Genomic DNA, 22,882 nt, shown 5'->3' with positions numbered 1-22,882 from the left:
AAAATGGCTGGACCATGGCCGTGAACACCAGCCCTGTCTCTGCCCTGCCCGGGCGCCCCGATCCCGATGCCCTGGTGGCCCAGCTGCAGGCCGAGCAAAAGCAGGCCGCACGCGGCAGGCTGCGCATCTACTTCGGCTCCAACGCCGGCGTGGGCAAGACCTATGCGATGCTGGCCGCAGCCCAGCGCGAACGGCAAGGCGGGCGCAGTGTTCTCGTCGGCCTGGTGGAAACCCATGACCGCGCCGAGACCGCGCAGCAGCTCCAGGGCCTGGAGTTGCTGCCGCGCCGCGCGCTGGCCTACCAGGGGCGGCAACTGGCCGAGTTCGACCTGGATGCGGCGCTGGCACGCGCCCCGGACGTGCTGCTGCTCGACGAGCTGGCCCACAGCAATGTGGCCGGCTCGCGCCACCCAAAGCGCTGGCAGGATGTGCGGGAGCTGCTGGATGCGGGCATCAGCGTCTGGACCACGCTCAACGTCCAGCATCTGGAGAGCCTCAACGACGTGGTGGCAGGCATCGTGGGCATCAAGGTGCATGAAACCGTGCCAGACCAGATGTTCGACGAGGCCGACGAGGTCGTGGTCGTGGACATTCCGCCCGAGGAGCTGCTGCGCCGTCTCAAAAGCGGCAAGGTCTATGCCCCGGATCAGGCCGAGCGCGCCTCGCACAGCTTTTTTCGTCTGGGCAATCTGCTGGCCCTGCGCGAGCTGGCGCTGCGCCGCACGGCCGACCGTGTGGACGAGGACATGCGCGATTACCGGCGCGAGCGCGCCATAGGCGAGGTCTGGCCCGCGCGCGAGCGCCTGCTGGTCGCCGTGGCCGGGCGCGCGGGCGACGATGCCCTGGTGCGCCAGGTGGCACGCATGGTGCGCAGGCTGGATGCGGACTGGATTGTGGCCTATGTGGACGCGCCGCAGCGCCAGCACCGGCCGCGCAGTGCCCAGGCGGCCCTGCTCAGAACCCTGGCCCTGGCTGCACGCCTGGGCGCCGAGACCGTGACCCTGCCCGGTGCCGACGTGGCCCAGGCCCTGGTGGCGTTTGCGCGTGAGCGCAATGCCAGCCGCCTGGTGCTGGCTCAGCCCCCGCGCCCGCCGTGGTCGCCCTGGCGCTGGTGGACGGCCAGCCTGCCCGACCGCCTGGCGCGCCTGCATCCCGACATGGAGGTGCTGGTGCTTGCCGGCGGGCAGAAAAGCGTGCGCGGCGAGCTGCCGCTCGTATCCGTGGAAAAGGCCGCAAGCCTGGCCTGGCAGGGCTATCTGGGAGCGACCCTGGCCTGTCTTGCGGCCACGCTCCTGGCCGAGCTGCTGATGCGCGTGTTCGAGCCGGCCAACGTGGTCATGCTGTTCCTGCTGGTCGTCGTGCTCTCGGCCCTGCGCTGGGGGCGCGGCCCCGGGGCCTGGGCGGCGCTGCTGTCCGTGCTGTGCTTTGATTTCTTTTTCGTGCCGCCGCGCGATTCGTTTCACGTCAACGACACCCAATACCTGTTCACCTTTTCGCTGATGCTGGGCGTGGCCCTGGTCTGCGGCCAGCTCATGGCCAGGCTGCGTCATGAGGCGCGCGTGGCCGCCGAGCGCGAGCGTCGCGCGGGCGCTCTCGCAAGGTTGGCGCGCGACCTGTCTGCGGCCCTGACCCGGGAGCAGGTCGTGCAGATCGCGCTGGGCACGGTGTCCGGCGTGTTCCATGCCCAGGCCGCCCTCATGCTGGCCGATGACAGCGAGGCCCTGGAGCTGGCCCCGGGCAGCCTCTGCGTGGTGGACGAAAGCATTGCACGCTGGGTCATGGACCATGGCCGGCATGCGGGCCAAGGCACGGACACGCTGCCTGCGGCGCCGGCCCGCTATGTGCCGCTGGCCGCGCCCGTGCACATGCGCGGTGTGCTGGTGCTGCAACTGCAGCAGCCAGGGCACCTGGACGTGCCCGAGGAGCAGCGTCTGCTTGAGGCCTGCGCAAGCCAGGTGGCGCTGGCGCTGGAGAGGCTGCACTTCGTGGCCGTGGCCCAGCAGACCCAACTGGCCATGGAGGGCGAGCGCATGCGCAATACCCTGCTCGCGGCCGTCTCCCATGATCTGCGCACGCCGCTGACCACGATTCTCGGCGCCGCCGAGGCCGCCCAGCGCCATGCGGGCAAGGAGGGGGCGGCCGAGATGCTGGCCCAGATCCAGCACCAGGCCCAGGCCATGCGCCAGCTTGTGGAGAACCTGCTGGACATGGCGCGTCTGCAGCAGGGCGGTGTGCATCTGCGCCATGAGTGGCTGCCGCTGGACGAGGTCGTGGGCAGCGCCTTGCGCCAGATGAAGACCAGTCTTGCGGGGCGCACCGTGAGCACCGATCTGCCCGCCGACCTGCCCCTGCTCAAGCTCGACGGCCTGCTCATGGAGCGCGTGCTCGTGAATCTGCTGGACAACGCGGTCAAGTACACGTCGCCGGGCACGGGGCTGCACATAGGCGCGTGTGTCGAAGGCGCCGAGCTCAGGCTGGGCCTGCGCGATCAGGGGCCGGGCCTGCCCGCCGGTCTTGTGGCGGAGAGCCTGTTCGAGCCGTTCACGCGCGGGCAGGCCGAATCCACGGTCTCGGGCATAGGCCTGGGGCTGGCGTTGGCGCGGCGCATCGTCGAGGCCCATGGCGGGCGCATCAAGGCCATGGCGGCCGAGCCTGGGCCGGGCACGGAGTTCGTGATCCATCTACCCGTGGGCGAGCCGCCGCCCATGGATTAGAGTTCGCCCATGGAGTCTTCAAGCGGCCAGACCGCAGCCCGCATCCTGCTTGTCGAGGACGATGCCAGCATTCGCCGCTTCGTGCGCTTGGTGCTGGAGGACGAAGGCTGGCAGGTCTTCGAGGCCGAGACCGCGCGCCGCGCCCTCATCGAGGCCGCGAGCCGCCAGCCCGATCTGCTGATCCTCGACCTGGGCCTGCCCGATGCCGATGGCAAGCAGGTGCTGGCCGAGCTGCGCGCCTGGTCCTCCATGCCCGTGCTCGTGCTCTCGGCGCGCGAGCACGAGCAGGAAAAGGTGGCCGCCCTGGATGCAGGCGCCGACGACTATCTGACCAAGCCCTTTGGCGTGCCCGAGCTGCTGGCACGCCTGCGCGCCATGCTGCGCAGACGCCAGCAGCTGGGCGCTCCCGCGCAGGGCAGCCGGGCCAGCTTTGGCAGCATAACGGTCGACCTGGCCACGCACGAAGTGCAGCGCGCGGGCCAGGCTGTGCACCTCACGCCCATAGAGTTCAGGCTGCTCTCGGCCCTGATAGCAGGCCAGGGCCGGGTGCTGACCCAGCGCCAGCTGCTGCTGCAGGTCTGGGGCCCCGAATATCTGAACCGCGCCCACTATCTGCGTGTGCACATGGCCAATCTGCGCCACAAGCTCGAAGACGAGCCGGCCCAGCCCAGGCACTTGATCACCGAGCTGCAAGTGGGCTATCGCCTGGTGGGGCTGGCGGGCTGATCAGCGCAGCACCAGGCCTGAGGCGAAGGCGATGCCGGTCAGAGTGCACGGTCCGGCCCAGCGGCGCTTCAAAGGCCTTGGGAGCTGCAGCGCAATGGGTGCGTGTGCAAAACGGCGCTCAGCGAAGGACTCAAGCACGCGGCCCAATGCCCGGCCTGCGCAAGATTTCAGCAAATCCTCAAGACCTACTCCAGACCCGGGCCGGACAAGCTCCGATAAGCGCCCGCATGAGCTGGCCTTTCCCGGCCTCGTCGGGTGCCGGCCGCGGCATATAATTGCGGCCTGTCCGAGGAGCGTTGCAGCGTCCCCAGTGTGAGCGGGGCGTGAGGCTCGGATTTCAATTGCAACGACGCTCACCCACGCTTTCTGTGCGGTGAGGTCCATTCAAAGTCCCCCGCAGAACGTGGTTTTTCATTCATTTTTTGGAGAAAACCATGAACGCTGCTGTTCGATTCAATCCTGCTGACTCCGCGATCACCGATATTTCCCTGGCCGCCTGGGGCCGCAAGGAAATCCTGATCGCCGAAACCGAAATGCCCGGCCTGATGGCTGTGCGCGAAGAGTTCGCCGCTGCCCAGCCGCTCAAGGGCGCGCGCATCACCGGCTCGCTGCACATGACCATCCAGACCGCCGTGCTGATCGAGACGCTGACGGCACTGGGCGCGCAAGTGCGCTGGGCTTCGTGCAACATCTTCTCCACCCAGGACCATGCCGCCGCGGCGATTGCCGAAACCGGCGTGCCGGTGTTCGCCATCAAGGGCGAGTCGCTCAAGGACTACTGGGACTACACCCACGCCATCTTCGAATTTGGCGCCAAGGACAGCGAGGGTGAAGGCCCGAACATGATCCTGGACGACGGCGGCGATGCCACCATGCTGATGCATCTGGGCAAGAAGGCCGAGAAGGATATCTCCGTGCTGGCCAATCCCACGAGCGAAGAAGAGAAAATCGTCTTCGCCGCCATCAAGGCCAAGCTGGCCCAGGACCCCACCTGGTACAGCCGCAAGAGCGCCCACATCCTGGGCGTGACCGAGGAAACCACCACCGGTGTGCACCGTCTGAACGAAATGTCGGCCAAGGGCACGCTGCTGTTCCGCGCCATCAACGTCAACGACTCGGTGACCAAGTCCAAGTTCGACAACCTCTACGGTTGCCGCGAATCGCTGGTGGATGGCATCAAGCGCGCCACCGACGTGATGATTGCCGGCAAGGTGGCCGTGGTGGCCGGCTACGGTGACGTGGGCAAGGGCTGCGCCCAGGCGCTGCAGGCCTTGCGCGCCCAGGTGTGGGTGACCGAGATCGACCCCATCAACGCCCTGCAGGCCGCCATGGAAGGCTACAAGGTCGTGACCATGGAATATGCGGCCGACAAGTGCGACATCTTCGTGACCACCACCGGCAACAAGGACATCATCCGCCACGAGCACATGGTGGCCATGAAGGATGAGGCCATCGTCTGCAACATCGGTCACTTCGACAATGAAATCGATGTGGCATCGATCGAAAAATACCAGTGGGAAGAGATCAAGCCCCAGGTGGACCACATCACCTTCCCTGATGGCAAGAAGATCATTCTGCTGGCCAAGGGCCGTCTGGTGAACCTGGGTTGCGCCACCGGCCACCCCAGCTTTGTGATGTCCAACTCCTTTGCCAACCAGACCCTGGCGCAGATCGAGCTGTTCACCCGCCCCGACGCCTATGAAGTGGGCAAGGTCTATGTGCTGCCCAAGATCCTCGACGAAAAGGTGGCCCGTCTGCACCTGAAGAAGGTCGGCGCCCAACTGACCGAGCTGAGTCAGGAGCAGGCCGACTACATCGGCGTGAAAAAAGAAGGCCCTTACAAGCCTGAGACCTACCGTTATTGATTAACGGTATTGATAGCTGGTAGCGCTTGCTGTCATTGGATTTCAGCATGATTCATATCTGAAATCCTTGTATGACAAGCGCTGGCAGCTCCTGAAATAAAGAGCATTGGGCTAGGACCGGTTATGCGTGCAGATGTATTTTTGGTGGAGGCCGGCCATGCGGCCACGCGCTCCCAGGCCCAGCGCCTGATTGCCAGCGGTGTGCAGTGGCGGCTCACGCCGCTGGCGCCCTGGAAGAAGGTCGTGAAGAACGGCGATGAGATTCCTGCGGGCGCCGAGCTGCAACTGCTGGACGCGGCCGAGGCCAGGTACATCTCGCGCGGCGGCTTGAAGCTGGAAGGCGCGCTGGCGGCCACGGGTTTGAAGGTCGCCGGTCTGCGCTGCCTGGATGTGGGCCAGAGCACCGGCGGATTTACCGATTGCCTGCTGCAGGCCGGTGCCGCCCAGGTGATTGGCGTGGACGTGGGCCATGGCCAACTGCACGAGCGCCTGCGTGCCGATGCGCGCGTGGTCTGTGTGGAAGGGCTGAATGCGCGCGCCATGACGGCCGACAATCTGCTCGATGCCTGCGAAGAAGTGCTGTCCGAGCGCTGGGAGGAAGAGCCCGAGGACAACGAGACCCAGCCCCAGGCGCCTTATGCCTGGATGCGCAACGGCGGCCTGATCGACGAGGAATACGACGACAGCCACGATGCCAGGGAGCAGGACATCGAGGACTTCAAGGCCCAGCGCGCAGCCAAGGCGCGTGCGCGCGAAGAGGGCACGCTGGCCACCGAGCGCAAGCGCAGGCCCGAGTTCGCCGATGTGGACATCCGGCCCGCGTTCGACTTCGTGACCGGCGATGTGTCCTTCATCTCCCTGACCCTGGTGCTGCCGGCCGTCACGCGCCTGCTCAAGCCCCATGGGCAGTTGCTGATGCTGGTCAAGCCCCAGTTCGAGCTGCAGCCAGGCCAGGTGGGCAAGGGCGGCATCGTGCGCGACAAGGCCTTGTTCGCCGAGGTCGAGCAACGCATCCGCGCCTGTCTGGAAGAGCTGGGGCTCACGGTCAAGGCCTGGCTGGATTCGCCCATCGAGGGCGGCGACGGCAACCATGAATTCTTCGTCCATGCCCAGCAGGCGGCCGAGCCGGCTGCCGTGGACCTGCCCTTGCCCGAGCAGCCGGCCGCGCCCAAGCGGGTTTCGCGCACCGTGCTGCGCGAGCAGCGCAACGAGCGCGTGATCGACGAAAGCGAGAGCGATGGCATGCCCGGGCCCGCGCGCCAAAAGCAGCGCAAGCGCAACGCCTGAGCCCATACCGGGGCCGCTGCCGGCCCCGGCATTTTCAAGAATCAAAGGTGGTATTGATGAGCTTGCCCATCAGCTTTGAATTTTTCCCGACCAAGACGCCCGAGGGCGCGGCCCGGCACGCCAAGGTGCGTCAGGAGCTTTATGCGCGCAGGCCCGAGTTCTGCTCGGTGACCTATGGCGCCGGCGGCTCCACGCAGAGCGGCACCTTCGGCATGGTGGCGGATATCCAGAAAGAGGGCGTGAGCGCGGCCTCGCACTTTTCCTGCGTGGGTGCGACCCGAGGCAAGGTCAGAGCAGAGCTTGACGAGCTCAAGTCCATGGGCGTCAAGCGCCTGGTGGCGCTGCGCGGCGACCTGCCCAGCGGCTACGGCCTGGGCGGCGAGTTTCACTACGCCAGCGATCTCATTGCCTTCATCCGCGAAGAGTTCGGCGACTGGTTTCACATCGAGGCCGCCGCCTACCCCGAGGTCCACCCCCAGGCCAAATCCCCGGAAGCCGACCTCAAGGCCTTTGCCGTTAAAGTACGCGCCGGGGCCGATTCGGCCATCACCCAGTATTTCTACAATGCCGATGCCTATTGGCGTTTTGTGGAGGCCGTGCGTGCCATGGGGCTGGATGTACCCGTGGTCCCGGGCATCATGCCCATCATCAGCTCCACGCAGCTGATGCGCTTCTCGGACGCCTGCGGCGCCGAGATTCCGCGCTGGATACGCCTGCGCCTGCAGGCATTCGGCGATGATTCCGCGTCCATTCGTGAGTTCGGCCTGGACGTGGTGACGCGTTTGTGCGATCAGCTACGCAGCCAGGGTGTGCCCGGCCTGCATTTTTATACGATGAATCAGAGCGTCGCCACGCTGCAGATCTGCGATCGACTGGGGCTTTGAACACAGCCTTGGCTGTGAGCCCGGCGGCCTCAAAAGCACATTGAGGAGTCTTGCGCATGGCAAGTGTTTTATGTGGAGTGCGCTGCTGGCGCTGGATGGCTCTGGGCATGGCCACGGCCCTGCTCGCGGGCTGCGCGCCCCTGGCCCAGGTGGACGAGCCGCCAGCGGCTGCGCCGTCTCGCGAGGCGGCCCAGCCTGCAACAACGCTGCCGCCGCCGGCCGAGCCTGAGCGCCGTCCGTTCTGGCGCAAGCGCGACCCCAAGCCCGAGCCGCAGCCCCAGCCCGAACCAGCGCCTGAGAAGGCGGTCAGCCAGGAGCCTGAGCCCGAACCCGCTGCCGTGCGTGACAGCGACCAGCAGGGCATGGCCTCCTGGTATGGGCCGGGCTTTCACGGCCGGCGCACGGCCAGTGGCGAGCGCTTTGACAAGCAGGATCTCACGGCCGCGCATCGCAGCTTTGCGTTTGGCAGCCGCGTCTGCGTGCGCAGCCTGTCCACGGGCAAGACCGTGGTCGTGCGCATCAATGACCGCGGCCCCTATGCGGCGGGACGCGTCATCGACCTGAGCCAGGGCGCGGCCCAGGAGTTGGGCATGGTCGGCCTGGGCATCAAGTCGGTGGAGCTGTGGCAGCTGGAAGAGGACGAGGAAGACTGTCCCCAGCCTGCGGCGGCTGTGGGCAAGGCCAGGGCCAAGCCGCATGCGGCTGCTTCCAAGACCAGACCCAGGCCTGCGGGCAAGCGCGCGCCTGCCAAGCTGAAGGCCGGAACCAGCGGCAAGTCCGTGCGCTGAGATCGTGAACACGCTCTGAGATCGGCGTGGGCATGGTCTGCGGCCTACGGGGGCGGCTGCGGCCTGCAGGGCGGGAGCATGCCGGGCGGCCCCGAAGCAAGCTCCTGCAGGGCCGGCAGGTCGAGAATCACCAGATGGCCGTACTTGACCGCAAGCATGGCCTGGCGTGCGAGCAGCTGCAACTCCTTGTTGATGGTCTGGCGCGAGACGCACAGCATGGATGCCAGATCGCTTTGCGATACATGCAGGTTCAGCATGGCCGGGCTGCCGGCCGGCTGGCCATGCCATTGCGAGAGCCTGACCAGAGTCTCGGCCAGGACTTGCTGAAAGCAGCCGAGCGCCCGGCGCTGAATGATGGCCACGCTGTCCCTCTGTCTTTCAAGCGCTGCGAATGCCACGCTCTTCCATAGATGGGGGTGTGCATCGAGCACGGCGCTCAGCCCTTCGCAGGGCAGGTGCACGAGCGTCGTGTCCTCGTGCGCGTGGTAGTCGTAGATGGGCGTCAGGTTCTTGAGCAACCGGATCAGGCCCGTGACTTCGCCGGGGCCGAGCAGCCCGAGCACGAACTTGAGCCCGGATGCGTTGACGCCGCTGACTTCCAGGCAGCCGGAGATCACGGCCAGCACTTCACGGCGCGGCCTGTCCTGGGTCAGCACCTGAGTGTGGCGCTCGTAGCAGCGCACATGGGCAAGGCGGGCCATGCGGTCCAGGGCTGCGTCGGGCCAGGTACGAAACAGCGCGCAGGTGCGCAGGCCGCGCTGTATGAGGGCCAGCTTTTCAAGGTCTGCGAAACAGTAGGACATGGACGGATCCGGGAGAGGCAGGATTTTCATGTGAAGTCTTGCACGTGTCGTGGCCGAGGGCCTGACCCGGCGCCTGGGGCAGCCGGTGCTCGTGGAAAACAAGATCGGCGCTGGCGGCGTCATGGGCGCAAGCCATGTGGCCATGGCTGCAGGTCCCTGAAGAATCGAGTCTTCAGGGGCCGGGCTCTTAGAACGTGTTCACGATCTCTACGCAGGCGCGTTGGAGCGCAATCGGGATGAGTTCAAAGCGATGGGGCGCAGCTTGCACCAGGGTGCAAGCAAGCTTTAGCGCTAGAAAATAGCCCGATTTCGCTCCAACCCTCATTGACGTGCCATTTCGGCCTTCATCTGCGCCTTGATCTCGCCGAGGCTGGCCTGGTTGCCGATGTCGAACACCATCTTGTGGATCTTTCCGGGATAGGCGAACGGCGCCTGGTAGTCGTCGTTCACAGGAGACAGACTGCGCCCGAGGTCCATGCCCATGCTGGAGACGATGAACAGCAGCTTGGGCAGGCGGGCACTCGCGACAGGGGCTGCGTCGACATAGAGCTGCACCTCGGCGCCGCCGTCCTCGCTGCGCTCCACATGCAGGCTGATGACATGGGGTCCCGGCGGGAGCTGGCTGTCTGCGCGGGCCAGCGTGTGCTCGTGAAAGCAGTTGTAGTCAAAGTGCAGGCGGCCCTGGTGGATGTAGAGCACAAAGCCGCTGTTGATATTGCCGCGTGCAATCAGGGCGCCGTCGCCGCCGTGGGCGGGATGGTCGATCTCCACCGTGGTGCGCCAGCTGCGCGCCGCCGAAGGGCAGGAGGCAGCATCGATATGCGAGATCGGCGGGTAGTAGACGAAGCGGTTGCGCGAAGACGGCAGGCCCGGCCGCCGCGAGGCGCGAAACAGCTCGGCAACGCCGCGGTCGTCCAGCGGCAGCACGCCGTGTTCGCGCGCCTGTTCCCACCAGAGGGCGATCATGGCCTCAAGGCGCTGGGGCTCGCTTGCGGCCAGGTTTCTGCATTCCGAGAAGTCGCTGTCCAGGTGGTACAGCTCCCAGTCATCGTCCTCGTAAGGCGTGCCGGGCTTGTGGCGCGTCACGGCTTTCCAGCCATCGAGCCAGATGGCCCGGTGGCCGAACATCTCGAAGTACTGGGGGCCGCGATCCAGGCCGGCCTGGGCATCGGCAAAGGTCGCAACCAGGCTGGTGCCGTGCATGGGCATCTGGGCCACGCCGGCCACCTCCTGCGGGAGGGCTATGCCCAGTGCCTCGAACAGCGTGGGGGCGATGTCGATGGCGTGGCAGAACTGGTTGCGCGTCTGGCCCGGGCCCGAGAGGCGGCCCGGCCAGTGCATGATCATGGGCACGCGCACGCCGCCGCCATGCGTGTTCTGCTTGTACCACTTGAGCGGGCTGTTGCCGGCCTGGGCCCAGCCCCAGGGGATGTTGGAGTGGCTGTTGGGCCCGCCTATGTCGTCCAGGCGCTTGACGGCCGTGTCCACGTCTTCACGCATGCCGTTGAAATAAAGCATCTCGTCGAGCACGCCGCTGGCGCCGCCTTCCTGGCTGGCACCGTTGTCGGACATGAGGATGAACAAGGTGTTGTCCCAGGCATCCAGGGACTTGAGGTGCTCGATCAGGCGGCCGATCTGGGCATCGGTGTGCTCCAGCATGGCCGCATAGGCTTCCTGCAGGCGCGCAGCGAGAAGCTGCTCGTTGCGCGACAGTTCGGCCCAGGGACGCACGCCGGGGTTGTTGCCGGCCAGTTGGGTGTCCTCAGGGATGATGCCCATGGCCTTCTGGCGCTCGAACCAGTTCTGGCGCTCCACGTCCCAGCCCGCATCGAAACGGCCTCGGTATTTGTCCAGATACGCCTGGGGTGCCTGGTGGGGCGAGTGCATGGCGCCGAAGGCCAGATAGAGGAAGAAGGGCTTTTCGGGCACCAGGGACTTGAGGTCGCGGATGAAGCCGCTGGCCTGGTCGACCACGTCTTCCGAGAAGTGATAGCCCTCGGCAGCGGATTTTGCTTGCTCTATGGCGTGGTTGTCGCACACCAGCTCCGGCGAGAACTGATCGCTTTCGCCGTTGAGAAAGCCGTAGAAGCGGTCGAAGCCGCGCTGCAGCGGCCAGTTGGTGAAGGGCCCGGCCGCCGAGCACTCGGCCATCGGAGCCAGATGCCATTTGCCTGCGGCGTAGGTGGCATAGCCGTTGTCGCGCAGCACTTCGGCAATGGTCGCGGCGGAGCGCGGAATCGAGCCGCGCATATTGGGAAAGCCCGTGTCGAAGTTGGAGATGGCGCGCATGCCCACGGAGTGGGAGTTGCGCCCCGTCATCAGGCAGGCGCGCGTGGGCGAGCACAGGGCCGTGGTGTGAAAGCCGGTGTAGCGCAGGCCCTTGGCAGCCAGCTGGTCTATGTGGGGTGTGGTCAGGGTGGAGCCGTAGCAGCCCAGATGGGAAAAGCCCGTGTCGTCGAGCACGACGACCACGACATTCGGAGCTCCGGACTTGAATTCCGGCTCCGGCCACCAGGGGGTGGACTCCTGGACCGTGGGCTTGATGACGCCGCCAAACTCCTGCTCGTATGGGCGCTTGCTCATTTCCTGTCTCCTTGTCGATATTGTTGGATGATTAATTCACGTGAATTAATATGGCCAGCATATGCGGGAGCAAATCATGCGTCTGTCGCCTCGGCTACTTGCGGCCAGGGCCGTGCCTGCGGGAGGCCGCAAAATCCCTGCCCATGAGCCATTCCAAGAATTCAGAGGCCGTGCCGGTCCTGCCCGATACGGCGGCCTATCTGCTCGACACGGCCGAGCGCCTGTTTGCCGAGCGCGGGATTGACAACGTGTCCATGCGCGAGATCGTGCGCGCCAGCGGACAGGGAAATCTGTCGGCTGCGCACTATCACTTCGGTTCGCGGGATGCCCTGATCGGCGCCCTGGTCGAGCGCCGGGTGCGGGTCATCAACGAGCTGCGCCATAGGCGTCTGGACCGGCTTGAGGCCTCAGGCAGGAATCAAGACGTGCACGCCATCGTGAGCGCCACCGTGGGCGTGCTGGGCGACGTGGTCAAGGCCCAGCCCTGGGGGCCGGACTACGTGAAGGTTGCGGCCCAGGCCCTGTTCAGCCCGCAGGTGCATGTGCGCCGGCTGATCGATCCCGGGGCCATGAGCGGCCATGCCCGCTGCACGGCCATGCTGCGGGCGCTGCTGCCCGGGCTTTCGGAGCGGGTCTTCAAGGACAGGATATGGATGATCAACAACGAGGCGGTCTACTGCATTGCGCGCTGGATCCACCAGCATGGGCCGGTGACGCCGGCCAGCAGCCGCAGCTATGCGGCCATGATCCGCACGGCCGTGGACTTTCTCGCCGCAGGCATGGCCGCGCCTGTGGACAAGGCTGCACGGGGCTGAGCCTGTGGGCGCATGAGCAGGCTGCGGGCATGTGCTCAGCCGCCGGACTCCAGCGTATGGGCCGCATTGCTGTCCTGGCCCAGCAGCTTGGCCATCTGGGCCAGCGCGGGCTTGAGCTGGGCCTTGAGCGTGAACGGCGGGTTGATCAGGAACATGCCGCTGGCCGGCAGTCCGCCGCGCTCCGAGGTCTTGTTGCTCTTCACGGTCAGCGTTGCATGCAGCCAGCTCTTGCCGGCCTTGGTGGCCATGGTCTTGAGGCGCTTGGGCAGGTCGTGGGCCTCGGGCCGGGGAATGATCGGATACCAGACCGCATAGGTGCCTGTGGGAAAGCGTTTGAGGCTGTCCGTCACCATGTCCAGCACGCGCCCATAGTCGCTCTTGAGTTCATAGCTGGGATCGCACAGCAGCAAGGCGCGGCGCGAGGGCGGGGGCAGGAATTTCTTGACGCCGTCGAAGCCGTCCTCGTGCAGCACCGCGACCTGGCGGCCGGCTTCGAGCTGGGCGATGTTGCCGGCCAGCGAGCGCATGTCCGTGGGGTGCAGCTCGAAGGCCTTGAGCTTGTCGTGGCCGCGCAAAAGCGATTGGGCGATGAAGGGCGAGCCCGGGTAGTTGCGCAGGCCCTGGCCCTGGTTGAAGCTGCGCACCATCTCCAGATAGGCCTGCAGCATGGGGTCGAGCGCGGCGGTGTCGGCCTGGGCCAGGCGCAGCACGCCATCGGCGGACTCGCCGCTCTTGTTGGCATAGTCGCCGTCGAGCCGGTACAGGCCGGCACCCGCATGGGTGTCCAGCACGACAAGGGCCGCGTCTTTCTGCGTCAGATATTGGACAGTGGCAATCAGCACGGTGTGCTTGAGCACATCGGCATGGTTGCCTGCATGGAAGGCGTGGCGGTAGCTGAACATAGACGCTGATGGTAAGCCCCGGCGCAGAGCCCGGGCCGGGGCAGGGAAACAGGGGAAAGGGCCGGCGAGCGAGCGGTCTCTGGCGCGCGGTTTGCGTTTTTGTATAATGGAGGGCTTCGCAGCGATTTTAGGGTCCCGCGGCGAAGCGTGAGAGCTTGTCACAGATTCGCCTTGGTTTGCCTTGGTGCAATGTGCGGGCCGCTCACTTCCCCGCCTAAGAGGCTTCCTTTAAAAGACAGGTCAAGACAAGGTTTTGCGCCTGCCTTTTTCAAGAAGAAGCACCGACCGCGGAAAAGGGCCCGCCAAACCCTCTTGAAAGAGAAAACTCATGTCTACATTCAGCGCAAAGCCCGCTGAGGTGCAACACGAGTGGTTTGTGATTGACGCCACCGATAAGGTGCTCGGACGTGTCGCCAGCGAAGTGGCACTCCGTCTGCGCGGCAAGCACAAGGCCATTTACACACCTCACGTTGATACCGGCGACTACATCGTCATCATCAATGCCTCCAAGCTCAAGGTCACCGGCACCAAGAACCTGGACAAGGTGTACTACCGTCACTCGGGCTTCCCCGGCGGCATCACGGCAACCAACTTCCGTGACATGCAAGCCAAGTTCCCCGGCCGTGCTCTGGAAAAGGCTGTCAAGGGCATGCTGCCCAAGGGCCCCCTGGGCTACGCCATGATCAAGAAGCTCAAGGTGTATGGCGGTGCAGAGCATCCCCACACCGCCCAGCAGCCCAAGGCTCTGGAAATCTAAGGAGTCCTAGATGATTGGTGATTGGAACAATGGTACCGGCCGTCGCAAATCCAGCGTCGCCCGTGTTTTCCTGAAGAAGGGCTCCGGCAAGATTACCGTGAATGGCAAGGACATTCAGGAGTACTTCGGCCGCGAAACCTCGATCATGATCGCAAAGCAGCCCCTGGCGCTGACCGAGAACCTGGAGACTTTCGATATCCAGATCAACGTCAACGGCGGCGGCGAATCGGGTCAGGCCGGCGCAGCCCGCCACGGCATCACCCGTGCCCTGATCGACTATGACGCAACGCTCAAGCCCGTGCTGAGCCAGGCTGGCTTCGTGACGCGCGATGCCCGTGAAGTCGAGCGCAAGAAGGTCGGTCTGCACTCTGCACGCCGCGCCAAGCAGTTCTCCAAGCGTTAATCCGCTTCGGCCCTGCACAAAAAAACCGCCAGCTTGCTGGCGGTTTTTTTATGTCTGGCCCAATCCCTGCGCTGCGAAGAAGGCCTTCGTGGCGACGGGCGGCGGCATGCCCGTTGAGGGCTTGTGCCGCCTGCTGGCTTTCCTACATGCGCGATGGCAGCCAGGTCGCTACGCCTGGCACAAACCACAGGATCACCAGTGCCAGCAGCATGAGCAGGAAGTAGGGCGCGCAGACCTTGGCGATGTAGAGGATCTGCTTGTTGGTCATGCTTTGCAGCACGAACAGGTTGAAGCCCACGGGCGGTGTGATCTGCGCGGTCTCCACGGTGATCACGAGGAAGACGCCAAACCACAGCGGATCGATGCCTGCGGCCTGGATGATGGGCAGCACCACGCCCATGGTCAGCACGATGGTCGAGATGCCGTCGAGAAAGCAGCCTATGCCGATGTAGAACAGGCCCAGGGCGATGACGAGCATGGCCGGCGAGAGGTTGAGGCTGCCCACGAACTCGGCCAGCTGACGCGGCAGGCCGATGTAGCCCATGGAGAGCGTCATGAAGGCCGCGCCCGAGAGGATCAGCGCAATCATGCAGTACAGCCGCGTTGCGCCCAGCAGCGAATCCTTGAAGCTCTGCCAGGTGAGTGCACGCTGGGAAGCCGAGAGCACCAGCGCTCCGACCACGCCTATGGAGGCCGCCTCGGTGGCCGTGGCAATGCCCGAGTAGATGCTCGCGATCACGCTGAGTATGAGCAGCACCACGGGCAGCAGGTGGCGGGTTTCCCAGAGCTTTTGCGTGAAGCTCATGGAGCTGTCGGCGCGCGGCACCTGCTGGGGCTTGAGCAGGGCCCAGAGCATGATCCAGCCCGAGAACAGGGCGGCGAGCATCAGCCCCGGCAGCACGCCGGCCATGAACAGCTTGGCGATCGAGACTTCGGCCGCCACGCCATAGACGATGAGGATGATGGACGGCGGAATCAGCAGGCCCAGCGTGGCAGGGCCGCCCAGGGAGCCGATGATCTGCGCTTCGGGGTAGCCTCGGCGGCGCAGTTCGGGAATGTTCATCTTGCCCACGGTGGCGCAGGTCGCGGCCGACGAGCCCGAGACCGATGCAAAAATCGTGCAGCCGATCACATTCGTGTGCAGCAGCCGGCCCGGCAGGGCATTCACCCAGGGTGCAAGGCCGCGAAACATGTTCTCGGAGAGGTTGGTGCGAAACAGGATCTCGCCCATCCAGACGAACAGCGGCAGGGCGGTGAGCGTCCAGCTGCTGGCCGAGCCCCAGATCGTCATGGCCATGGCATCGCCTGCAGGGCGGCTGGAGAACAGCTCCATGCCCACCCAGGCCACGCCGGCCAGGGCCAGGCCAATCCAGACGCCGCCGCCCAGCAAGAGCAGCAACACCAGAACCAGAAAAACGCTGACGGCGATCTCACTCATGATGGGCCTCCTTGTTTTGCACGGGTACGCGATGGCCCAGCAGTTCGGAAATGAATTCGTCCACGAAGGCGATGCAGAACACTACGCAGCCCAGGGCCATGCTCAGTTGGGGAATCCACAGCGGCGTGGCATCTATGCCCACGGACAGATCCTCCAGCTCCCAGGATTGCCAGACCAGGCGCAGCGAGAACCAGGCGAGAAAGCCCGAAAGCAGCACGGCCGCTGCCAGGGCCGTGATCTCCAGCCCCCGGTGGGCGCGGCCCTTGAGCATGCCCAGCACCAGGGTCACACGTATGTGCTCGCCCTTTTTGAGCGTCGAGGCCAGGGCCAGAAAGCCTGCGCCGGCCATGGCATAGCCGGCATAGGAGTCGGTGCCGGGCGCCGCAAAGCCGAAGAGCCGGCTGACGATGGTCAGCAGCACCATGGCCAGCACGCCGATCATGGACAGGCCCGCGAGCCAGCCGCAGCTGGCATAGAGGCCATCAAGAAGTTTGCGCATGGTCTTGCGCTCCTAGGGTCTGGGTCATAGGAAAGAGGCAGGCCACGGCTCGGGCCTGCAGCAGTTTTTTGTGCGGGCCGCTGTTACTTGGCGGAGCGGTAGGCGTCGAGCATGGTCTTGCCGTCGGGGCCGGCCTTTTCCATCCACTCCTTGACCACGACATCTCCGACCTTGGCGAGATCGGCCTTGAGCTGGGGCGAGGGCTCGACCACCTGCATGCCGCCCTCCTTGAGCTTGGCGATCGACTGGGCATCGACTTCCAGGGCCTTCTTCCAGCCACGCTCCTCGGCGCTGGCTGCGGCCTTGAGCACGGCTTCCTGCGCGCTCTTGTCCAGGGCGGCGAACGCCTTTTTGTTGGCCACGATGGCGTTCTTGGGAATCCAGGCCTGGACGTTGGTGTAGTACTTGAGGCTCTCGTAGAGCTTGTTGTCGGCTCCCGTGGCGCTGGAGGTGATCAGGCCCTCGATCACGCCCGTGGCCAGGGCCTGGGACAGTTCGGCTTCCTGGATGGTCGCGGGCTGGGCGCCCACCAGCTCGCCTATGCGTGCCGTGGTGGGGCTGTACACGCGCCACTTGAGCCCCTTGAGATCGGCGGCCGAGTTGATGGGCTTTTTGCTGTAGATGCCCTGGGCCGGCCAGGCCACGGTGTACAGCAGGGTCAGGCCTTGCTGGTCCAGCTTTTTCTGCAGCAGCGGTTTCTGCGCCTGGTAGAGCTTGTAGGCGTCCTGCTGGTTGCTCACCAGAAAGGGCAGACCGTCGGCTCCGAACAGCGGCCATTCGTTCTGGAAGCTCACGAGGAAGAACTCGCCGGCCTGGGCCTGTCCGCCCTGCACGGCGCGCTTGATCTCGGGAGCCTTGAACAGCGAGGCCCCGGGGTGGGGCGTGATCTTGAGCGCACCGCCGGTGGCCGCATCCACTTCCTTGGCGAACTGGGCGATGTTCTGCGAGTGGAAGTTGAACGCCGGATAGGCCGAGGGCAGATCCCACTTGGTCTGGGCCTGGGCCGTGGTGGCCAGGCTGGCTGCCAGGGTGGCGGCGGCAAAAAAGATGCGACGTTGCATGAAAAGCTCCTGCGAAGATGGAAGAAAGGCGCGCGGGCAGTGCGCGAGGGGCGACTGATCCGGTTGCGAAATTACCATCCCCGAAGGACTTTTGGTGCTAGGGAAATCAACAATGAAAAGTTTTTTGTAGCCTTTTAATTTTGTGTATGCTGGTCACGTTGGTTTTGATTGTTGAACAATAATTGGGCGCGAACTTGATCATCCTTGTGGATGCAGGGCGCGCCGCAGCTTGCTCCTACTCGATGCGTCTTGCGTAAACGGCCAGTACCGTGCGTTCGGAATGAATCAGATAGTCTTCCAGGGTTTTGGCTGCAGCCGCGGTCTGGCCGCTCTCGAACAGGGTGAGCAGCTGGGCGTTCTGGTCCACATAGGGCGAGTGCAGGTATTCGGGGTCGTCGAGCATGCCGAAGGCCAGGCGCAGCTCGGCGGCGATGTCCGAGAACAGTGCCGAGAGGCGTTCGCTGTCGGCCAGGGCCACGATGGCGGCGTGAAAGTCCATGTTGGCCGAGCCCACGCCCAGCCAGTCGCTGGCTTCGCGCGCGGCCTGGGCCCTGTCCATGGCCTGCTGCATGCGCTTGTGGGCCGGGTGGCGGGGCCAGGCCTGGGTCAGGGCCTGGCATTCGACGAGGCGGCGCACGCGGTAGATGTCGATGATGGCTGCGATGCTGGGCACGCTGACCGAGACGCCCTTGTTGGGCTCGTGGACCAGCAGGCCTTCCTTGGTGAGTATGCGAAAGGCCTCGCGCAGCGTATTGCGCGAGACCTCGAGCTGCTCGCTGAGAACGGCCTCGGAAAGACGCTGGCCCGCGCGCAGCTGGCCGTCGATGAGCTGCTGGCGGATTTTTTCGGCCACGGTGTCGGTAAGGCTCGGAGGGCTTGCAGGGCTGGATGGGGTCTTGCTGGACATGGTGGGCAGGTGGTGAAGGTTTCTATGGGGTTGCTCAACAATCCCCCGGTTGGCTTGGATCATAAGGATGGGACATGGACTTGAACAGCGATTTGGGCGAGAGCTTTGGCGCCTGGGCCATGGGCGATGATGCAGCCATGCTGGACATCGTCAGCAGCGCCAATGTGGCCTGCGGCTTTCATGCGGGCGATGCGGCCGGCATTCTGGCCACGCTCCGGGCTGCGAAGCAGCGCGGCGTGGTCGTGGGCGCCCATGTGGGCTACCGCGATCTGGTGGGCTTCGGGCGGCGCAACATGGATGTGGCCAGTGCCGACCTGCAGGCCGACGTGATCTACCAGATCGGCGCCCTGCAGGGGCTGGCCACGGCGGCGGGTACCTGCGTGCGCTATGTGAAGCCGCATGGCGCGCTCTACAACACCATGGCCGAGGACAGGCGCCAGGCGGGCGATGTGATCAGCGCCATCAAGGCCGTGGATTCCTCGCTGGTGCTCATGGCGCTTGCGGGCTCGTCCATCATCGGCTGGGCGCGCGATGCGGGTCTGAGCGTGGTTGCCGAGGCCTTTGCGGACCGTGCCTACCAGCCCTCGGGCGCCCTGGTCTCGCGCCGCGAGCCGGGGGCCGTGCTGCATGATCCGCAGCTGATTGCCAGCCGCATGCTGCGCCTGGCGCGCGAAGGCGTGATCGAGGCCGTGGACGGCAGCCTGGTCGCCATCGAGGCCGGCTCCATCTGCGTGCATGGCGACAGCCCGGGCGCCGTGGCCATTGCGCGCCAATTGCGCGCCAGCTTCGAGCAGCAAGGCCTGGCGATTGCCTCGTTCGTGCCACCCGTGGCCGCTGCGGGCTGAGTGCATGCGTTTTCTGCCTGCGAATCTCGATGCCCTGCTGGTCGAGCTCGACGACCTGGACCAGACCCTGGGCCTGCTGGCCTCGCTGCAGCGCATGCCGCTGCCCGGCGTGACCGAACTCGTGCCTGCGGCGCGCACCGTGCTGCTGCGCTTTGCGCCCTGGCAGACCGACGCCGCGCAGCTGGCCCGGGCGCTGGCGGAGCGCAACATCTCGCGCCAGGCGGCCCGGCCCGGTGCGCTGGTGGAAATTCCCGTCTGCTATGACGGCGAGGATCTGGCCGAGGTCGCGCAGATCCTGGGCATCACGGCTGGGGAAGTCGTGCGCCGCCATGCGCAAAGCGAGTTCAGCGTGGCCTTCACGGGCTTTGCGCCCGGCTTCGCCTACCTGAGCGGAGGCGATCCTGTCTTCAACCTGCGCCGGCGCAGCACGCCGCGCACGCGTGTGCCCGCGGGCTCGCTGGCCCTGGGCGGGAGCTTCAGCGCCATCTATCCCAAGGCCAGCCCCGGCGGCTGGCAGATCATAGGCAGCACGCCGCTGGCCATGTGGGACATGGCGCGCGAGGTCCCGGCCCTGCTGGCCCCGGGGGCGCGTGTGCGCTTCCTGGCTTGTGCTAGCAAAGAAGAAGCGGCTAGCGCTTGCCAGCAATTGATTTCAAAGCATAAGAGCCTTCAACCTAAGGCTGGGAAAGCGCAAGCAGCATCGAATTCGATAGCGCAAAAATCCCAGGCCGGCCCGGCCCTGGTCGTGCGCGCCACGGGCCTGCAGACCTTGTTCCAGGATCTGGGGCGCAGCGGCCAGGCCAGCCAGGGCGTATCGGCCAGCGGCGCCATGGACAAAGCGGCGCTCAAGGAGGCCAACCGCCTCGTGGGCAATGCCAGCGACAGCGCGGCCCTGGAGGTGCTGGGCGGCGGCCTGGTGCTGCAAAGCCGGGGCGAGAGCCTGGTGGCGGTCACGGGCGCGCGCACCGAGGTCCGGCTCACCACGGCAGACGGGCAAAGCTGGCCCATGCCCTGTCATGCACCCATGGCCCTGGCCGATGGCGACAGCCTGCGCCTGGCCGCGCCCAGCGCGGGCCTGCGCAACTATGTGGCCGTGCGCGGCGGCTTTGTGGTCGAGCCCGTGCTCGGCAGCTGCAGCCGCGACACCCTGGCGGAGATCGGCCCCGAGCCCCTGGCTGCGGGCCGCGTTCTGCAGATCGGGTGCGCTCGTCCCCTGGCTGCGGTGGCCGCACCCGGTATGGCGCACGAGGAGCTGCCGGCGCCCGGCCAGCAGGTGGTGCTGGATGTAGTTCCCGGCCCGCGCAGCGACTGGTTCACGCGCGAGGCACTGGAGCTGCTGACCACCCAGGCCTGGCAGGTCACGCCCCAGTCCAACCGCGTGGGCCTGAGGCTTTCGGGCGCGCAGGCGCTGCAGCGCGCGGTCGAGGGCGAGCTGCCCAGCGAAGCCGTGGTGCGCGGCGCCATCCAGGTGCCGATCAACGGCCAGCCGGTGCTGTTCATGGCCGACCATCCGCTGACCGGCGGCTATCCGGTGATCGCTGCCGTGGCCTCCTACCACCTGGACCTTGCGGGCCAGATTCCCGTGGGAGCCTGGGTGCGCTTCCGTTCCGTACGTTCTTTCCAAGAGATCACGCCATGATTTCCAGAGTCCTGATTGCCAACCGTGGCGAAAACGGCCGCAGCGCGGGCGTTTCACGACATGGCCGTACCTGCGCAGCAGGTGACTGCTACTTCGCCCGCCCTGCCATTTGCAGAGTCCAAGGTAGGAAGAAATGATCTCTAAAGTTTTGATTGCCAACCGTGGCGAAATAGCAGTCCGCATCGCCCGTGCCTGCGCCGACTACGGCGTGAAGTCCGTGGCCGTCTATGCGGATGCCGACCTCGACGCGCTGCACGTGCGCCTGGCCGATGAGGCCCATGGCCTGCACGGCGACAGCCCGGCCGACACCTATCTGGACATGGCCAAGCTGCTGGACGTGGCCAGGCGCAGCGGGGCCGATGCCCTGCACCCCGGCTATGGCTTTCTCTCGGAGAGCGCGGTCTTTGCCCAGGCCGTGATCGATGCCGGCCTGGTCTGGATAGGGCCGTCGCCGCAGACGATTGCCAGGCTGGGCGACAAGGTCGAGGCGCGCAGGATTGCGCTCCAGGTCGGCGCACCCCTGGTCGCGGGCACGCCCGATCCCGTGAAGAGCGCGCGCGAGGTGCTGGACTTTGCGCAGCAGCACGGCCTGCCCATCATCATCAAGGCCGCGCATGGCGGCGGCGGACGCGGCATGAAGATCGCGTGGCGCATGGACGAGGTGGAAGAGCTCTACCACTCCGCCGTGCGCGAGGCTGTCACGGCCTTTGGGCGCGGCGAATGCTTTGTCGAGCAATTCCTCGACAGGCCGCGCCACATCGAGGCCCAGGTCCTGGCCGACACGCATGGTCAGGTGGTGGTGCTGGGCACGCGCGACTGCTCGCTGCAGCGGCGCAACCAGAAACTCGTGGAAGAGGCGCCAGCCCCGTTTCTCAGCGATGACCAGCGCGCGAGCATCCATGAGGCCGCACGCAATATCTGCGCGGCCGCCGCCTATGTGAGCGCGGGCACGGTGGAGTTTCTGCTCAGCGGCAATGGCGTGATCTCGTTTCTCGAAGTCAACACCCGCCTGCAGGTGGAGCACACGGTGACCGAACAGGTCACGGGGCTGGACCTGGTGATCGAGCAGCTGCGCGTGGCCGACGGCCTGCGGCTGTCCGTGTCAGAGACCCCCGCCTCCCTGGGCCATGCGCTGGAATTTCGCATCAATGCCGAGGACCCGGGCCGGGGCTTTCTGCCCACGCCCGGGCCCGTGCTGCGCTTTGATGCGCCCTCGGGCCCGGGCGTGCGCCTGGATTCGGGCGTGCAGGCGGGCTCGGTCGTGCCCGGCAGCTTTGATTCGCTGATGGCCAAGCTCATCGTCACCGGCGCCACGCGCGAGCAGGCGCTGGCCCGCGCACGCCGCGCGCTGGCCGAGTTCCAGATCGAAGGCCTGGCCTCGGTGCTGCCGTTTCACCGCGCGGTCATAGAACATGCGGACTTCATCGGCAGCGATGGCTTCAAGGTGCATACGCGGTGGATCGAATCCGACTTCGCCGAACCGCTGGCCGCAGCCCTGCGCGCCCAGCCTGCGCCCGATACCGCGCTGCTGCGCACCAGCCTTGAGATCGACGGCCGCCGCGTCAGCCTGGGCCTGCCGGCCCTGCTGCTGCAAGGCCTGGCCGGCGTGGCGCAGGCGGGCTCTGCGGCGCAGGTGCAGGCCGAGCGCCAGGCGCCCGATCCCGGCGCCGTCACGGCCCCGATTGCGGGCAAGCTGCTGGCCTGGAAGGTCGGCGAGGGGGAGCGCGTGGTCGAGGGGGAGGTCATCGCCATCATGGAGGCCATGAAGATGGAGATGCAGGTCACCGCCCCGCGCAGCGGCAGCATCCGCCTGCTGGCCGCTGAAGGCCAGAGCCAGACCCAGGGCGCGGTGCTGGCGCGCATCGACTAGGGCGTGTCGGCCGGCCTGCGCGCGCCTGGGCGCAGGCCGGGCCTGGAATAGGCCCACTTTGAGCTTGCGAACGAAAAAATCCTGGCCCGATTGGAA

At 65.9% G+C, this 22,882-nt stretch carries 20 protein-coding genes and 1 riboswitch; of the genes, 13 read left to right on the top strand and 7 right to left on the bottom strand.

Annotation, left to right across the window (positions count from 1 at the left end):
• Positions 1–20: 20 nt before the first annotated feature.
• The 6 genes from G486_RS0102865 to G486_RS0102835 all read left to right on the top strand — a co-directional run bounded on the left by G486_RS0102865 (position 21) and on the right by G486_RS0102835 (position 8,264).
• The gene (locus G486_RS0102865) at positions 21–2,714 is read left to right on the top strand and encodes a DUF4118 domain-containing protein (RefSeq protein ID WP_027014170.1); all 2,694 of its coding nucleotides are present in this window, start codon (positions 21–23) and stop codon (positions 2,712–2,714) included.
• A 9-nt stretch (positions 2,715–2,723) separates the two neighbouring features.
• Positions 2,724–3,440 (top strand): response regulator, encoded by a 717-nt coding sequence (locus G486_RS0102860; protein ID WP_027014169.1) that lies wholly within the window; start codon positions 2,724–2,726, stop codon positions 3,438–3,440.
• A 282-nt stretch (positions 3,441–3,722) separates the two neighbouring features.
• Positions 3,723–3,802: riboswitch (S-adenosyl-L-homocysteine riboswitch) on the top strand.
• A gap of 72 nt (positions 3,803–3,874) precedes the next feature.
• Positions 3,875–5,305 carry an adenosylhomocysteinase gene (ahcY, locus tag G486_RS0102850; RefSeq protein ID WP_027014168.1) on the top strand — a complete coding sequence of 477 codons (1,431 nt, stop codon included), beginning with the start codon at positions 3,875–3,877 and terminating at the stop codon, positions 5,303–5,305.
• Between the two features lie 123 nt (positions 5,306–5,428).
• Positions 5,429–6,592 carry a TlyA family RNA methyltransferase gene (locus tag G486_RS0102845; protein WP_027014167.1) on the top strand — a complete coding sequence of 388 codons (1,164 nt, stop codon included), beginning with the start codon at positions 5,429–5,431 and terminating at the stop codon, positions 6,590–6,592.
• A 56-nt stretch (positions 6,593–6,648) separates the two neighbouring features.
• Positions 6,649–7,476 carry a methylenetetrahydrofolate reductase [NAD(P)H] gene (metF, locus tag G486_RS0102840; protein ID WP_027014166.1) on the top strand — a complete coding sequence of 276 codons (828 nt, stop codon included), beginning with the start codon at positions 6,649–6,651 and terminating at the stop codon, positions 7,474–7,476.
• A 56-nt stretch (positions 7,477–7,532) separates the two neighbouring features.
• Entirely contained in the window at positions 7,533–8,264 is a 732-nt protein-coding gene (locus G486_RS0102835) for a septal ring lytic transglycosylase RlpA family protein (protein WP_027014165.1), read from the top strand.
• A gap of 44 nt (positions 8,265–8,308) precedes the next feature.
• Here the strand turns inward: G486_RS0102835 and G486_RS21390 are convergent, their stop codons facing one another.
• The gene (locus tag G486_RS21390; protein ID WP_051303053.1) at positions 8,309–9,067 is read right to left on the bottom strand and encodes a Crp/Fnr family transcriptional regulator; all 759 of its coding nucleotides are present in this window, start codon (positions 9,065–9,067) and stop codon (positions 8,309–8,311) included.
• 49 nt (positions 9,068–9,116) lie between these two features.
• Here G486_RS21390 and G486_RS24240 point away from each other — a divergent pair, with 49 nt between their 5' ends.
• Positions 9,117–9,227, top strand: coding sequence for a tripartite tricarboxylate transporter substrate-binding protein (locus G486_RS24240; protein ID WP_169728572.1), 111 nt, complete (start codon positions 9,117–9,119; stop codon positions 9,225–9,227).
• 161 nt (positions 9,228–9,388) lie between these two features.
• Here the strand turns inward: G486_RS24240 and G486_RS0102815 are convergent, their stop codons facing one another.
• Positions 9,389–11,650, bottom strand: coding sequence for an arylsulfatase (locus G486_RS0102815; RefSeq protein ID WP_027014164.1), 2,262 nt, complete (start codon positions 11,648–11,650; stop codon positions 9,389–9,391).
• Positions 11,651–11,793: 143 nt separating this feature from the next.
• On the opposite strand from G486_RS0102815, the gene G486_RS21385 reads away from it, so the two are divergent.
• Positions 11,794–12,465, top strand: coding sequence for a TetR family transcriptional regulator (locus tag G486_RS21385; RefSeq protein WP_051303051.1), 672 nt, complete (start codon positions 11,794–11,796; stop codon positions 12,463–12,465).
• A gap of 35 nt (positions 12,466–12,500) precedes the next feature.
• On the opposite strand, the gene G486_RS0102805 is transcribed toward G486_RS21385, so the two are convergent.
• The gene (locus G486_RS0102805; RefSeq protein ID WP_027014163.1) at positions 12,501–13,367 is read right to left on the bottom strand and encodes a 23S rRNA (adenine(2030)-N(6))-methyltransferase RlmJ; all 867 of its coding nucleotides are present in this window, start codon (positions 13,365–13,367) and stop codon (positions 12,501–12,503) included.
• 328 nt (positions 13,368–13,695) lie between these two features.
• Between G486_RS0102805 and rplM the strand changes: the two genes are divergently transcribed.
• The gene (gene rplM, locus G486_RS0102800) at positions 13,696–14,124 is read left to right on the top strand and encodes a 50S ribosomal protein L13 (protein ID WP_027014162.1); all 429 of its coding nucleotides are present in this window, start codon (positions 13,696–13,698) and stop codon (positions 14,122–14,124) included.
• A gap of 10 nt (positions 14,125–14,134) precedes the next feature.
• Positions 14,135–14,527, top strand: coding sequence for a 30S ribosomal protein S9 (gene rpsI / locus G486_RS0102795; RefSeq protein ID WP_027014161.1), 393 nt, complete (start codon positions 14,135–14,137; stop codon positions 14,525–14,527).
• 142 nt (positions 14,528–14,669) lie between these two features.
• On the opposite strand, the gene G486_RS0102790 is transcribed toward rpsI, so the two are convergent.
• The 4 genes from G486_RS0102790 to G486_RS0102775 all read right to left on the bottom strand — a co-directional run bounded on the left by G486_RS0102790 (position 14,670) and on the right by G486_RS0102775 (position 18,432).
• Complete coding sequence (locus tag G486_RS0102790) at positions 14,670–15,965, bottom strand: TRAP transporter large permease (protein WP_027014160.1); 1,296 nt, start codon at positions 15,963–15,965, stop codon at positions 14,670–14,672.
• Complete coding sequence (locus tag G486_RS0102785) at positions 15,958–16,464, bottom strand: TRAP transporter small permease (RefSeq protein WP_027014159.1); 507 nt, start codon at positions 16,462–16,464, stop codon at positions 15,958–15,960. Before G486_RS0102785 ends, G486_RS0102790 begins: the two co-directional genes overlap by 8 nt.
• Positions 16,465–16,547: 83 nt before the next feature.
• Complete coding sequence (locus tag G486_RS0102780) at positions 16,548–17,525, bottom strand: TRAP transporter substrate-binding protein (protein WP_027014158.1); 978 nt, start codon at positions 17,523–17,525, stop codon at positions 16,548–16,550.
• A gap of 235 nt (positions 17,526–17,760) precedes the next feature.
• On the bottom strand, positions 17,761–18,432 hold the full coding sequence (locus G486_RS0102775) for a GntR family transcriptional regulator (protein ID WP_027014157.1): 672 nt from the start codon (positions 18,430–18,432) through the stop codon (positions 17,761–17,763).
• Positions 18,433–18,506: 74 nt separating this feature from the next.
• Here G486_RS0102775 and G486_RS0102770 point away from each other — a divergent pair, with 74 nt between their 5' ends.
• The 3 genes from G486_RS0102770 to G486_RS0102760 all read left to right on the top strand — a co-directional run bounded on the left by G486_RS0102770 (position 18,507) and on the right by G486_RS0102760 (position 22,786).
• The gene (locus tag G486_RS0102770) at positions 18,507–19,277 is read left to right on the top strand and encodes a LamB/YcsF family protein (RefSeq protein WP_027014156.1); all 771 of its coding nucleotides are present in this window, start codon (positions 18,507–18,509) and stop codon (positions 19,275–19,277) included.
• A 4-nt stretch (positions 19,278–19,281) separates the two neighbouring features.
• Positions 19,282–20,916, top strand: coding sequence for a 5-oxoprolinase subunit B/C family protein (locus G486_RS0102765; protein WP_027014155.1), 1,635 nt, complete (start codon positions 19,282–19,284; stop codon positions 20,914–20,916).
• A gap of 136 nt (positions 20,917–21,052) precedes the next feature.
• A complete protein-coding gene (locus tag G486_RS0102760; RefSeq protein ID WP_027014154.1) occupies positions 21,053–22,786 on the top strand; it encodes an acetyl/propionyl/methylcrotonyl-CoA carboxylase subunit alpha in 1,734 nt (577 codons plus the stop codon).
• Positions 22,787–22,882 lie beyond the last annotated feature (96 nt).

The organism is Comamonas composti DSM 21721 (assembly GCF_000429845.1).
GTDB lineage: Bacteria > Pseudomonadota > Gammaproteobacteria > Burkholderiales > Burkholderiaceae_C > Comamonas > Comamonas composti.
This window is presented reverse-complemented; position numbering and strand designations above follow the sequence as displayed.